Origin of the sequence: Vibrio sp. V08_P9A1T1 (genome assembly GCF_963874405.1) — a bacterium.
In the GTDB taxonomy this organism is placed as follows: domain Bacteria; phylum Pseudomonadota; class Gammaproteobacteria; order Enterobacterales; family Vibrionaceae; genus Vibrio; species Vibrio anguillarum.
The window spans coordinates 1-14895 of the sequence record NZ_CAWNIB010000302.1; the positions used below are offsets into that span (position 1 = coordinate 1).

Annotated in this window: 5 protein-coding genes; 2 read left to right on the plus strand and 3 right to left on the minus strand. The window is 45.4% G+C overall.

Going from position 1 to position 14895, the window contains the following annotated elements; genetic code table 11:
* The first annotated feature begins 164 nt into the window (after positions 1-164).
* Positions 165-1493, plus strand: coding sequence for an anaerobic C4-dicarboxylate transporter (locus AACT21_RS15530; RefSeq protein ID WP_013868401.1), 1329 nt, complete (start codon positions 165-167; stop codon positions 1491-1493).
* 127 nt (positions 1494-1620) lie between these two features.
* Here AACT21_RS15530 and AACT21_RS15535 read toward each other — a convergent pair whose 3' ends face one another.
* Positions 1621-11055, minus strand: a complete 9435-nt coding sequence (locus AACT21_RS15535) for a retention module-containing protein (RefSeq protein WP_094163182.1) — start codon at positions 11053-11055, stop codon at positions 1621-1623.
* Positions 11056-11433: 378 nt separating this feature from the next.
* On the opposite strand from AACT21_RS15535, the gene AACT21_RS15540 reads away from it, so the two are divergent.
* Entirely contained in the window at positions 11434-13017 is a 1584-nt protein-coding gene (locus AACT21_RS15540) for an EAL domain-containing protein (RefSeq protein WP_094163183.1), read from the plus strand.
* A gap of 34 nt (positions 13018-13051) precedes the next feature.
* Here AACT21_RS15540 and AACT21_RS15545 read toward each other — a convergent pair whose 3' ends face one another.
* Positions 13052-13840 (minus strand): LytR/AlgR family response regulator transcription factor, encoded by a 789-nt coding sequence (locus tag AACT21_RS15545; protein WP_094163184.1) that lies wholly within the window; start codon positions 13838-13840, stop codon positions 13052-13054.
* Positions 13837-14889 carry a sensor histidine kinase gene (locus AACT21_RS15550; RefSeq protein WP_017042182.1) on the minus strand — a complete coding sequence of 351 codons (1053 nt, stop codon included), beginning with the start codon at positions 14887-14889 and terminating at the stop codon, positions 13837-13839. The genes AACT21_RS15545 and AACT21_RS15550 overlap by 4 nt, the downstream gene beginning before the upstream one ends.
* Positions 14890-14895: the final 6 nt, after the last annotated feature.

A 14895-nucleotide genomic window follows, 5' to 3' on the forward strand; every position in this document is an offset into this window, starting at 1 on the left:
CATTTGTTTATTCATATTCATTACTTATTGAATAAAATGCGTGAGCAATCTCTGATTAATGTCGTTTCATTTATAGGGTAAATGGTTGTGTGAACAAGGTTTCATCTTTTTTTAACGTTACGTTAGACAATATTTTCATTAACACCTTTGGATAGGAAACAGATATGTTGTATTTGGAATTTTTATTCCTGCTATTAATGCTCTATATAGGCTCACGCTACGGTGGTATTGGCCTTGGTGTGGTTTCTGGTATTGGCTTGGTCATTGAAGTTTTTGTCTTCAAAATGCCACCCACATCACCACCGATCACCGTCATGTTGATCATTCTTGCCGTTGTCACCTGTGCTTCAATACTCGAAGCGGCTGGCGGATTGAAATACATGCTGCAAGTGGCAGAACGTTTACTGCGTAAGAACCCGAAAAATGTCACTTTGATTGCACCGTTCGTCACTTACGCAATGACGTTTATGCTGGGTACTGGCCATGCGGTGTATTCCATCATGCCGATCATTGGTGATGTGGCATTGAAAAATGGGATCCGTCCTGAACGTCCAATGGCTGCGTCTTCTGTTGCTTCGCAAATCGCGATTACCGCTTCCCCAATCTCAGCGGCCGTTGTCTACTACCTTGCTCAATTGTCGAATATTCAACACGAGATCACCTTGCTCTCTATTTTGCTGGTCACTGTACCTGCCACCTTATTCGGTACGCTGTTGATGTCTTTGTACAGCTTGCGCCGCGGGAAAGAACTAGATGATGATCCTGAGTATCAAGAACGTCTGCAAGATCCAGTGTGGAAAGAGAAAATCCTAAACACAACCGCGACAACGCTGAATGAAACGTTACCCGCGGCAGCGCGTAATTCTGTGTTGATTTTCATTGGTGCGATATTAACCATAGTCGTGCTAGCGATGGTGCCAGAAACACGCACTATTGTTGAAGGCAGTAAACCGATCAGTATGGCGGTGGTTATCCAGATGATGATGCTCTGCTTTGGCGGTATCATTTTACTGGCAACCAAAACCGACCCACGAGATGTACCAAACGGTGTGGTATTCAAATCAGGTATGGTAGCGGCAATTGCCATCTTCGGTATCGCTTGGATGTCGGATACCTATTTTCAATACGCGATGCCTCAGTTTAAATCAGGCATTGTTGAGATGGTTACCGACCATCACTGGACCTTCGCGCTTGCACTATTCATTGTTTCTGTTGTGGTGAACTCACAAGCCGCAGTAGCGGTAATGATGCTACCTGTAGGCCTCGGGCTAGGTTTAGAACCTGCGCTACTGGTGGGATTAATGCCCGCACTGTACGGATACTTCTTCATTCCAAACTATCCGTCAGATATTGCAACGGTCAACTTTGATACCACAGGAACCACCAAAATCGGTAAGTACTACTTCAACCACTCGTTCATGTCCGTCGGTTTAATTGGCGTCGTGAGTGCGTGCTGTTTAGGTTATGTGCTGAGCCAAATCATCATTGGTTAACCCACTGTAAATGCCCCCAGACTGATACAGCGCTGGGGTGTGTTTACTGCTAAATAAAAAAGTGCACCCAACTGAGCATGAAGCCGTTGGGTGCACTTTTTCTTTATTTAACTGCTCTTTTCTTTATTTAAACGTCATGCTTGATAATGTTGTTGTCCAATAAGAAGCCAACAATGTCAATCGACGCCATGCCATCAAAATTGAATTGGCTGGCAAGATCTTGCACCACAATGGTTTGGTGTACGTTATTGTCCGTCAGAATTTCCAATTCCACATCCGTCGTGTTGGTCATCACTTTCGCTTCTATCTGATGAGAAGTGTGTAGCGAAACGAGCAGTTGATCCATGGGCAAATGTAAATCGGCCACAACATCAGTGAGATCGATCACATCACCTTCACCAGCGTTGAAATCAGTGATAGTGTCGGTTTGCTCATCAACAGTATCGAGCGTCCATTTAAATATGTCAGCGCCACTTCCCCCGGTTAAGATGTCGGCACCAAGCCCGCCAATCAAGGTATCATTTCCGCCACCACCCACTAAGGAGTCATCACCATCACCACCTTCAAGGTGATCATGACCACTGCCTCCTAGCAACTGCGCCCCAACATTACCGGCGAGCAATTGCGCATCATCCCCGTTCGTTGATTGATCAATCGTGCTACCGTCAGGCAATACTTCAATCGCAATATCAATTGATGCAGAGGCTGCACGGCTACCATCCGTTTCTGTTGAGATAGCCGCTACCGACAGAGTGTGTTGCCCTAAATCGAGCCCGCTAACCTGTAATCCGTCGATAGCATCAGCGGAAACAATCCACACTCCGTTTTGCTCAGTCACACTGCCCGAGCTACTAGAAAGGGTAGCGCCACTTGGCAGACTGTCGATCTCCAATGACAACACTTCATGGCTATCCGTTAATGCCGCGATTAACCCCAGCAATGCAATACCTTGAGCGCTGATACTTTGGCTAACATACGTCTGCTTCATATAATTAAAGCTCGGATCAAGGGTTAATATCGGCGTATTGGCTTTGGGCGTCACCGCAATACTGACGGTTTCTGTCTCTTCTAACGCCATACCAGAAACATTGTCGGCATAAACACCACCATCATTGGCCTTAATTGTCAGATCAATATGGTCACTACCAATCGCGGTGGCATCAACAAAAACGCCACTGGCGGGATCGCTGCTATTAAGTAGTGCGTTGATATCCGATAACGTGCCTTGTAGGACGAGTTCTCCAGCCAAATTGGTGCTCTGCGTGACAGAACTTAACGCGGGGATCACGGCACTGAGCAAACCTTCGCTCACGCTCAAAATCACCGTCATGGGGTCGTTGGCATGTGAGCCTGCATAATCGACATCACTCACACTCAAGCCGGTAACTTTTTGCCCCGCCTCTTCATCAATCGTTGTGGTGACCGTAGCACTATCAATGGTGGGTGCATCATTGACCGCCTGAACATCAACTGAAACAGTAAACTCACGCGCAGGCCCCAAATGTTCAGTACCGTCCAGTCCTGTATCGACCGACTGTACTTTAATCGTCAGATCTCCCGCCCAAGTGTCCTTATGCCAATCACCAGAATTAAAAATCAGTTTATCTAAGCTTTGCGCATCGGCATTCAACAGCCATACTCCACCACCGATGTAAGTCCCCAGCGTGCCATCAGGCAATGCAATACTTGCTCCATCTGGCACCCCGGAAACTTCAATTCGCAACGTTTCTGGCGAGTTTTCACTATGGTTCGCACCGGCTGCAATGGAATCGGCTTTATCGATAATTTGCGCGTTGATATCAATTTCAATGTCAACGCCTTCATCGCCAGCGCCGTTAGTCACTGGTTCAACATCCACCACATCCCCAACGGGCGCAATATCCAATCTAAAGCTGCCGTTATGCTCTACAGGCACACCAAGCAAGGATTCTTCGGTAAAGACCTTGATGCCGATTTCCACTTCGCCACTAAAGTTCTTCGCAGGTTTCATCGCAATATCGGATAAATTGATCGAGGTTTGTGCTGGGTTGTTAATCTGAATGCTCCACTCACCACCACCATTATTTTTCACGGTATAGTCAGAAGAGAGAGAACTCACGACAAAATCCGTCGGCACCCCAGTAAGCTTGATCGACACAAATACCTCAGAGCCATCTGTATCGGTCAGATCAACGGTAAATTCGGAACCCGGTTTAGAAAGGAGAATCCACTCATCTTCCAGACCGCTCACTTCAATATTGCTGCTACCACCACTGGAAATAATGACGTCGTCTACCACTGGCGTCACATCAAAACTTACTTGTGTGGTAAATGGTTTATCAGCATCAGTATTAGCCACACCCAACGCATTGGCATTGGTATCATCAAATTGCGTGATATCAGTCACTTTCCCCGCCACGGTAATGTTGACGGTATTATCATCATCGCCAGTCGGATAATTGGGTGCGGGTTTGAAATAAACATTGTCTAATGCCGCAGGTAGCTGAGGCTGACTAAAAGTGATACTGGTACCGAGATCATTGCCTTGCGCATCAACAAAGGTTCCGATATTGGTTCCTTGTAGGGTTAAGGTGACTTCGCTCAGCACCTCTTGTCCTTCCGTAGCGCTATTGCGAATATCAGCAAGGTCAATGTCGAGCGAAAGATGAATAATACCATCTTCATACCCGGTGCCGTCATTGGTCGGAACGTCGGACGAGCTTGAAGTCGGCTGATGATTTGCATCTAACCCAAGCGAACCTTCCACAGTCAATGTCGCTTTAGGGGTAATGTCATCATCTTGCGGTTGATGCGTTCCGGGAACATCAGCTACCGGAGAAACTGCCACTGGGATTTGCGTACTGAAGGTTTTTTCATCACCAGAAGCCGTGTCTGTCGTTACAAAAGTGATCGGCAAATTAAAGTCGCCCGCGTAATCTTCAGGCAGATGCAGTTGCAGATTTTCTAACCCTGAAATCGAGCCATCGGTATTCACGGTACCTTTGTATACATACAAGCCATCAACGAAATCAAAATGAACACCAGATAAACTTGCGCCAACTGGCAGCACACTTTGCGCGATGACAATACTGAGCTCATCTTCTACACCATCAAAACCTGAAGCGCTCACCATCAATTTATCTTGAATTTGCTGACCTAAGTTAATGGCGTTATCTTCGACGCCTAATACAATATCATCCGCATTGCCAACTAAAGTAATGTCAGCCGCTACCGTGTTGTTGCCCGTAGCAGTGAGCGGAAATTGTAAGGTGAGCTCTGATTGCACTTGTTGAACCACTTTGGCTTCAGAGCTATCTTCCCCTTGGTCATACACTTGGGCAAAAATGGTCACAGTGATGTCGTTATAACCATCACCATCAGGATCGTTACCACTACTCAATGTCAGGCCATTCGGCGCTTTTACACTGAAATTCTGCTCATCAACAATGGTCCATGAACCATCCCCATTATTAATTGCACCAGTAATCAGTAGTTGATCAAGTACCTGTGGCGTAATATTGCTAAAACGCACCACCAGTTGGTCGACCACTTCTAATGATTGGTAACCTTCTGTCGATTGAGTGTCTGCATTATCAAAGCGTATAACGTTCGCATTAGGCTCGCCGCCGGCCGCATCATTAATAGTAAAGTAGATAGCACCAGAGGCATCTGCGACAGCTTTATTTGTGACTACGCCGTTGTCTTCAACACGCAGTTGTCCATCAGCTTCAACTATCGGCCTTACCGTAACATCAACAGAGCCATGAATGACTTTCGAAGCAATACCTTCGCCAGAATTGATTGCATCGACGTATTCGTTGTCTTGTTCTTTCACCACAATCTCTGTGCTCAAGGTAAAATCAGTACTGGAGTGTTCTGGTGGCTGAACTTGAACGTAACCCGTTGTCAGCACTTGCGCTGAGAAATCTTGCTCGCTCTGTCCCAGTGCGGGGGTCAAAATGAGCTTGCCATCACTATCTAAGGTCGTGACAACACCATCGACGTAAATAGTACTACCTGCTGGGAAGCCAGAAAGTGTAACAGAGGCAAAATATTCATCAGCATCAAGATGTTGTTCCTCTTCTGGCTGCCAATGAATATTAATGAGGCTGTCCTCGTTACCAAGCGAGTGTGATTGATAGTTGTCAACAACATCAATCACCGGTGCCACTTTAATGCGAATTTCCGACTCAATTTGACGCGTATGTCCATCATTTTCAGTAACGATGGTGGTCATTTTGATGTTGATGTTTTCGGTCGATGAATGAGATGGCTCAACTCGAATACCTGAATCAACCTGCGCTGAAGTTAGATTTGCCTGATAAATAGGTTGTTGCGCAGTATCGTAACCAACAAATACCAAGTTAATCACGCTACCAACACTGTCATACAGTTTGACACCATCTGGAATGTTCGATAGCAAAACGGTGATCGACTCAGAGCTGTCCGCTGGATTATCCGCAAGCTCACCGGATAACACACTAAAGCCAAAGCCAACGGATTGATTTTCATCAATCGTCGTTTCAATCACTTGCAGACCATTTTCACTAAATTCATTCCAAGTGTTAGTACTGTTTGAGTGAAAATCAATGGTTGGAATATCTGCTACGCCCTTAACTGAAACATTAACCGTCTTAGCACCTAACGATATTTCATCTGCCACCGCACCCGTAGAAAGAGTAACGCTATCTTTAATGATGCCTTCAACAGAGAAGGTAAAATCAGCGTTGCTATGCAATGGGGGTAGCACTTCAACTTGGTCAAGATATTGTTCAGGAACTTCATAATAAGTATGACCATTGGCATCGGTTATTTGTGATATTTCGCTGGCTCCGGCTCCCAACCAAATCAGTGTGACACCTGTTTCTGAAAAATCAGAGAGACGCACATAGAGTGTTTCTGAACCATCAGAATCAACGGATCCCGCCATCGTAATGACTTCACTTAATAACAAGGGATCGTGATCTGTGGTGGGGTCAACGGTATTTTGCGTAGCGGCATTATCTTCAAAAACATTGATTCGATTGACAGAGAAGCTACCCATATCGGCAACAGGGCTAACATCTATCACGATTTCTTTCGTTTCTGATCGAGCGCTCTCTTTACCAACGTGAGCGTTATTTTGCTCGGTCGTGATCGCTGTAATATCAAGTTTGATCTGACCACTGAAATTATCATTGGGGTCAACTTGTACTTGGTTAATGTTACTCGCGCTAACAAGATAATAGTGACCTGAAGCATCCGAGCTCATTACAACTGGCGTACCATCGGCATAAACTAGCTGCGCCTCACCTTCACCTTGAGTAAAGCGGATCTCATACAGGATTGTTTCGGGGGTACTGTTATCTTGTGTCTGCGCTAAAACATCGAGAGTAATATTGTCACTATCTTCTACTGCATCATAATGAAATTGGCTGCTTGAGGTCCAAGTAGCAATATCGGCCACACTTTCCACCTCAATGCGCAATTTCCCGTTCACATTATGATCATGCAGGCCATTATTCAAAACCTGCACAGTAATATTGAGTTGGAAGCCACCGTTAGCGCTGGCATAGTGACGGTCAGGCACAAAATACAAGTTTTCAATCTTAGCAACACTGCCTGTTAAGCTTTGCTCCACCGCATCTGCGGGCAAAACAAATCGTCCACTGACTAGCTCTAATTTGACATAAACATCCGAACTATTGAGATAGTAAAAATCGCCATGCGCGTTGCTGGCCGTGATTTTTACATCACCAATCGATTCATTGCGATCCAAATCATAAAGATTGATCTGCAAATCCACTTTAAGCGGTGAAGTATTTAAGCCGGATTGGTTATCTTGGCTATTAGTGATTTGATTGGGGTCGCTCAACGGAATAGTGACACCATCGCGTCCAGCGTCTTCAGCGCCAATCACGTTAGCAACTGTGATAGTGGCATTTCTATCAAGAATATTGATGTTCAACTGTTCGGTTGAGACATCGCCATCAAAGTCTTGCGCAGTGACATCGACAGTAAATGAAATGGTCGGATCATCACCATGTTCAAGGCTAGCAACTGGTTTAAATGTCGCGTTACCGTTAGGCGTAATCGTCAGTGTGCCTAAATCACGCTCAACACCATTTTTTATTTCGACAACCGTGACCGTTTTTGTGATGCCGTTAAGTTCAATTTCATTAGCTAAGCTTGCGCCATTGCCATCCCTAAATTGAATATCCCGACCCGCTTCATCAACGGCCACAAATTTAGTGATCGCACCATGATCAGCCCCTTGAGTATCCGGTGAGGTATTGTTGTCTTGGCTAAATAAATTGACTGTCTTATTACCAGCACTCTCATAACGATCAATGGTTTTGTCATGCAAAGTCGGAATATCATCAACAATTGATATTGGAAGACTGATTGCAGCTGAAACATCGCCATCTCTATCAGTTGCGGTAATCGGAAGATCTAAAATAAAGATATTTTCGCCAGCAGCAGTAGGGTGGTCGATGGCTTTAAGCAGTTCAAATTGGTAACTATCGGCCGAGCCATTTAACGTGAGACGAAAAACCACGTCCGTTGTATTCTTAATCACCGCCTCATAAACAGTGACACCATTATTGCTTGAAATTTGGATGATCTCTATCTCTTGACCACCAGACGTTAAATTCTCGACAGGCGTTACAAGATCCGATAATTGATAACTGACAATACCATCGGCCTCGTCAATCACATCAAAGTGCCCAGCAATAACGGTGCTGTCTGAACGATCAGAACCGATCGTGGCTAAGTCATCTTCATCCACGCTTTGCTCGCTACCGGTGCGAATGCCGACAATCGTTGGCTTGTCATCAACAATAGTGACAGGCAGTAGAATATCGGAGGCATCGCCATCATAGTCCGTCGCCACCACTTTGAAATTCACCAGTCGCTCATCGCTGCCTGCGGCGTGATCAATCGGACCTTGCAAAGTAAAACGGTAACTGCCGTCCGCATTGAGCACTAAGCTAAACACCGCATTGCCACTGGGTGTGGTGCTGGCTTGGTAGTGGTAGTTACCATTGGCATCGATTGTCGCCGCGCCCAAGATCACCGCTTCGCCTTGCGAGGTTAAGCCCGCAAGCGGGTTACTGCTGGTATCTAACTGATAGCTCACCACCTTATCGGCGCTTTGAGTGGTAAACACTCCCTCAGCGAACAGCGGCTCTTTGCTGCTGTCTGAGCCTGACGTTAAATCGTCTTCGCCAACGCTGAGCGCTTGCACGCCGGTGATGATTGGCTGATCATCATGGATGGTAACGGGCAGCAGAATGTTGGCGCTGTCGCCATCATAATCGGTTGTCACTACCTTGAAATTTACCAGCAGCTCATCGCTCCCCTGCGAATGGTCAATCGGACCTTGCAGGGTAAAACGATAGCTACCATCCGCATTGAGCACCAAACTAAACACCGCATTGCCGCTCGGTGCAGCGCTAGCTTGATAGTGGTAGTTGCCGTCGGCATCGATTGTCGCCGCGCCCAAACTCACCGCTTCACCTTGCGAAGTTAGTCCTGCAAGCGGGTTACTGCTGGTATCCAACTGATAGCTCACCACCTTATCCGCGCTTTGAGTAGTAAAAACTCCCTCGGCAAACAACGGCTCTTTGCTGCTGTCTGAGCCTGACGCTAAATCGTCTTCGTCAACGCTGAGCGCTTGCACGCCCGCGATGATTGGCTGATCATCATGAATGGTGACAGGCAGCAGAATGTTGGCGCTGTCGCCATCATAGTCAGTTGCAACCACCTTGAAATTCACCAGTAGCTCATCGCTCCCCTGCGCATGGTCAATTGGCCCTTGTAGGGTAAAACGATAACTACCATCTGCGTTAAGCACTAAGCTAAATACCGTCTGACCGCTTGGGGTAGTACTTGCTTGATAGAGGTAGTTACCGTTGGCATCAACTGTCGCCGCGCCCAATACCACACTTTCACCTTGCGAGGTTAACCCAGCGATGGGGTTGATGCTGGTATCAAGCTGATAACTCACTACCGTATCGGCCCCTTGAGTGGTGGTGAAATAGCCTTCGGCGAACAACGGCTCTTTGCTGCTGTCTGAGCCTGACGCTAAATCGTCTTCGTCAACGCTGAGCGTATCCACACCAATGATTTCAGGTTTATCGTCAATAATGTTGATTGGTAAACGCACACTTTCAGAGCTATCACCATCATAATCGGTTGCTAATACAGAAAGGTTGAGTAATAACTCATCACTATTGGCTGGATGATCCAGCGCGCCTTGTAACGTAAACTGGTAACGACCGTCTGGGTTTAATATCAACTCAAAAATAGGCTGGCCATTGGCGCTCGCCTGATAGGTATAAACCCCGTTCAATGACGAGGAAGAGGCCAATTGCACCGCGACACCAGCCGAGGTTAACCCAGCCAACGGGTTAGCACTTAAATCCAACTGATAGCTTTCAATTTGATCAGAACCCAATTGGGTATCAAACTGTCCTGAAACGGTAATCGTCTGTGAAGCACTGGCATCCGAACCGATATTCGCCAAATTATCCTCATAAACGGACGTCGACGGTTCATCGGACATAACAGGGTTATTACCATCACCAATACTGATTGCGATAGAAATCGGCGAGCGAATAGGATTTCCACCCGCATCAGAACCGGTCACATCGAATTGAATCGCAATTTGATCATTAGCAAAAGAAACTAAGCCACCTCCCACGGAGGGAACATGGTCAATCGGTTGGCTAATGGTCGTCACTATCTCTAAGTTGATGTCTTTACCGACAGACGTCGCCACTAAATCAATCCGTAGCACTTCATTGCCGTCAAGTTCACCGACAATATAGTTAGCCGTAGCATCATAACGAAAGCTTACTGATCGCCCAGCCGAAGTAATATCGCTATTCAGCTCTGACAATAGCGCAGCTAATGAAAGGGATTCAGGGACAAAAGAGGCGGCATCCAGTGGCAGATCTCCCGCCGCGATTAAAACATTTGCCGTCACTGATTGTGGATACGAATTTAGTGAGAGCGAACCTTCAACTAATGCCGCTGATAATGATTCACCCCCAGCGGTAAAACGCAACGGACTCAAATTCGTTTCAGTCAATGATTGCTGAGCATCACGCCCTGCAGTTTCGAAAAACGTACTCGCCAATACTTCTGCAAAATTGTAATCAATGGTGATGAAGCCAGCATTTGCAGAGCCTTCACCACCGGCTCCGGCGGCGGTTGCTTCAAGTATTTGGGTCGGGTCTTGGCCATCTAAAATGGCTTGTTGGATAGCGGCTATATTATCCGCATCAAAATTGGCCTCATTAAGTTGGGTGAGATCAGCGTTAATGTCGCCCGCGACAGGAAACTGGATCAGATCTATTGATGTATCGTGTTCTAACACAGTGTCACCAAAGCACGCGACGCAGTTTTGTTCGACCACCGCCACTTGCCCATTGATAAACAAAGTGACCGATGAATGATTAACCGTGATTAAGATTTCACCTTTCATCAAGGAGTCACCCACCGTCACTTGACGCGCGTTACCTTTGGCATCGACAGCAATAACATCCCCCACCACTTCGCTTACTGACGCAGGCTGAACAACCACTTGTAAATCCATAAGGCCCCCAAATACTTCTCGACGATGAGATAGATGAAAAAACGATCAGTAAACTAATTGTTAGTTTAGTCGCAATTGATTATGCAATTTTATATTTCTGTAGATTACATTTTAATCTAATTGTGCGTTAAAGGCTCACCAGCGTCAAAATGGAGTCGCGCTAGGCACTAACCTCATAAAAAAACACTATCGACTTGTATATTAAGAAAATTATGAAATTGGAAATGAGCAACAAAGCCTTTGAAAAACAGATAACTGCTCTTTCATCTCACTTTTGAGACAAGACTCTAGGTTACGTTTAGAAATTAATTACTTATAGTAATCAACATAAAAGCAATACTGATTTTTACTGGTAATAACCTATGAGCACTGTCTGTAATGCAAAACAATGACAGTTCACCGAGCAAATTTAGCGTTGCAAAAGAGATACTTTCGGCAAAGATAAACGCATTTATTCCTATTCTGGGTATTTTCTTATTTGTGTTTACTTTCGCGATAGTTAAAAACTTTTATGACACTAACCGGCAGGCAACCCGCTTCGGTGAACAAGCCATTACACAACTGGAACATCACATCAATCAAACGTCGGATGAACTGAACCAGTTAAGTAAAAACATTTCAAAGCACTGCCAAAGAGAAGACATCATTGCTCTAAGGAGCTATGTATTTCGCTCGAAAATGGTCAAAGAAGTGGGCATGTACAACGCTTACGGGACTATTTTTTGCACCAGCAATGAAGGCCATACCACCATTCATTTATACAAACATATTCTTGACAGGCTTAAACAATCTCCAACGAATACGACCATTTCATTAACAAAATCTCGCAGTAAAGAGCAAACATTTTTTGTCTATGCTTCACAGCCAGATATGAGCGGCCTCAATGCACTGATGCCTCCAGAACAGTTTATGAACCTAGTCGCTCCTAAACTTGCCAAATGGCACTACGGCTATCAGGTCAACGTGTTAAGCCAAAGTATTCGCAGTGATCAGGAAGAGATCGATTCTGCTCATACTAGCTTTCTCTTTAAATCCGAGCATTACCCACTCTCAATTCAGATCTACTTAAATAACGGATCTTATGCTTACCATTTTCTCGATAACTTATGGCTTGTCTTGCTTACAGCAAGTATTATCTCTTTGATTTATCTTGCTTATCACAACTATTACCTCAGCCGAAACACCTTAGAAGTCTCTTTGAGAGAGGCAATATCAAACCATCAGTTGGAACTCTATTTACAACCGATCGTCGATATTACCGAAAATAGAATTGTTGGTAGCGAAGCGCTACTGCGCTGGAATGAACCCTCTCAAGGCTATATTTCACCCACCATTTTTATCCCGTTGTCAGAGCGTATTGGCGTGATTCACCAAATCACCTACCGTGTGTTGAAATTGGTGACAGAATGTGTGGAGCAGCACAAACATGCGTTGCACGATCAATACATCAGCATCAACATCAGCCGGTTATTGATCATTGATAATTACTTTATGGATTACATGAAACGCTACGCGACAAAACACCCAGCGATTGTTCCACGACTTCTGCTAGAGATCACCGAAGACAACCATTTCAACGTGGACGAGTTGAAGTTAGCCATGGAAAACTTACAACGACTGAAACAGCTAGGCTTTAAAATCGCCATTGACGATTTTGGCACTGGCTACTCGGGTTTAAATTTTATCCACCAACACGACTTCCACACTCTCAAAATTGATCAAGTGTTTATTAAAAGCTTGCATCAAAATTCAGCCATTACTTCGGTGTTAGTGTCGATGATTAAACTAGCAAAGCAATTGAACATGCGGCTGATTGCTGAGGGCGTTGAGAACCAAGATCAGGTGAGAGAATTAGAGCTGTTGGGTGTACGTTACATCCAAGGTTTTTATTATTCTGAACCTATGTCTGTGGATGCTTTCTTCCAATTTACCCTGTCCGCCAAGCAGATCGCACACCGCTAATCACGCGATCAATCGAACGACGGTTTAAATTCAGTTACGACTTAAATTGAGCTTGCAGCGCACGGCTGACGGGTAACTTATCAGGACCAATCAAGACGTACATTTTACCCGTGAACTCTTTTTTCACTTTATCTATCTTGGCAACATTCACTGCCGTTGAACGGTGGATTTGCCAAAACTGATTCGGGTCAAGCTGCTGCAGCAACTCTTTCAATGAACTGCGCAGTAAGAACTCCTGCACTCCAGAATCACTCTTTATGTATATGGATAAATATTTGTCTTCGGCTTTAGCGTACAACATATCCGCCACCGAAATCAGGTGAATATCTTCACCTTTTTGAACTTTTAACCAGCTTAAAAACGACGGCGATGCCTGTTGGCTTATATGCTGTATCTGCTGTAAAAGGGTTTGCAAATCAGGTAATTGTCGCTCAGAAGAATGCTCGGCTAATCTTAGCTGCAACTTAGTACAGCACTGCACTAAACGCGCTTCAGAAAGCGGTTTCAATAAATAATCCGCCGCATTGGCTTCAAAAGCTTGAATGGCATACTCGTCATAGGCGGTGATAAATACAATCAGTGGTGGCTTTGCCAAACCAGCCAATTGCCTTGCGAGCGACATACCATCCATTTCTGGCATTCGAATATCAATAAAGGCCACCTCAGGCTGATGCTGCTCAATCATGGACAATGCCACGCGTCCATTTTCGGCTTGCGCGACAATATCGAGCTCTGGCCACACTTCTCCTAATGCACGGTTTAAATGATGCCGCAATAACGGTTCATCATCAGCAATAATAGCGGTCGCAGAGACAGTACTCATGTGGCACTTCCTTGTAGTTGGTCCAATAATAGCCGCTTTATTCTAATCGTTGCCGTCACGCCAGCATCATGATTTTGGGCGATAGTGAGACACGCATCATCAGCGAATAGGCCGCTTAAGCGCTGACGAATATTATCCAACGCAATACCATGTCCTGCTGAAAGAGCACTCGGCTGCAATCCAATGCCACTGTCACAGACACTGACTTCAAACCACTCGTCATAAATTTCACTTTTGATGGTCACTTTCCCCCCCGCGGCTTTAGGCTCAATACCATGGCTAACAGCATTCTCAACCAAAGGTTGTAACAGCATCGGCGGCAAAGGAATGTCATCCGCTGCGCCAGGCATTGCAATCTCATAATCCAGCCGATCACCTAAACGAATTTTTTGAATACCCAAATACGCATCGACTAAATGTAACTCTTCACGTAGCGTTGTGGTGCGATTGCGGTTACTACGCAGCGACCCACGCAATAAGTCGGTTAGCTTTTCGAGCATCATTTGCGCTTTATAAGGCTCAGAGCCAATCAACACGCTGATATTGGCAAGCGTATTAAATAAGAAATGGGGTTCAATTTGACTTTGTAGCTGCTGCAACTGGCTCAAAATCAAGGCTTTCTCTTGTTCAGATTGACGCCGTTTGGAGGCTTCCAGCGCTTTTTCAGCAATCAGCTTTTGTTCATGCGCGTAGAAGTAGAAAAAGCAAACGCCAGTAAAAACGAAACCGAGAAAAATCACCGGTTTCATTGCTGAAAAATGACTAAAGTGCGCGTATTTACTAAGCCATAAATAAGCGTGTAACGTACCGAAAATCATCGACCCCGTGAGCGAAAAAACGTTCACTAAACGTGCGGACAACTGCGGTGCGAAGCGACTCAGTAAGTGAGCAATGGCCACTGCGCTGTAACCGTAGCCAAAGCTTATTGCTAAGTGCAACGTGATGTCACTGGGCCAAATGGCCTGAGTGGTAAAGGCGATCACCACACAAAACAGCGAAGTAAATAACAAGCTTTTGGCAAGATTTCGAATCTCAACTTTCTCGCACATTAGAAT

What these genes read in the sequence shown, in the direction of transcription:
- AACT21_RS15530 (WP_013868401.1), top strand. Translation starts at nt 165, where the DNA reads ATGTTGTATTTGGAATTTTTATTCCTGCTATTAATGCTCTATATAGGC.
- AACT21_RS15535 (WP_094163182.1), bottom strand. Translation starts at nt 11,055, where the DNA reads ATGGATTTACAAGTGGTTGTTCAGCCTGCGTCAGTAAGCGAAGTGGTG.
- AACT21_RS15540 (WP_094163183.1), top strand. Translation starts at nt 11,434, where the DNA reads ATGCAAAACAATGACAGTTCACCGAGCAAATTTAGCGTTGCAAAAGAG.
- AACT21_RS15545 (WP_094163184.1), bottom strand. Translation starts at nt 13,840, where the DNA reads ATGAGTACTGTCTCTGCGACCGCTATTATTGCTGATGATGAACCGTTA.
- AACT21_RS15550 (WP_017042182.1), bottom strand. Translation starts at nt 14,889, where the DNA reads ATGTGCGAGAAAGTTGAGATTCGAAATCTTGCCAAAAGCTTGTTATTT.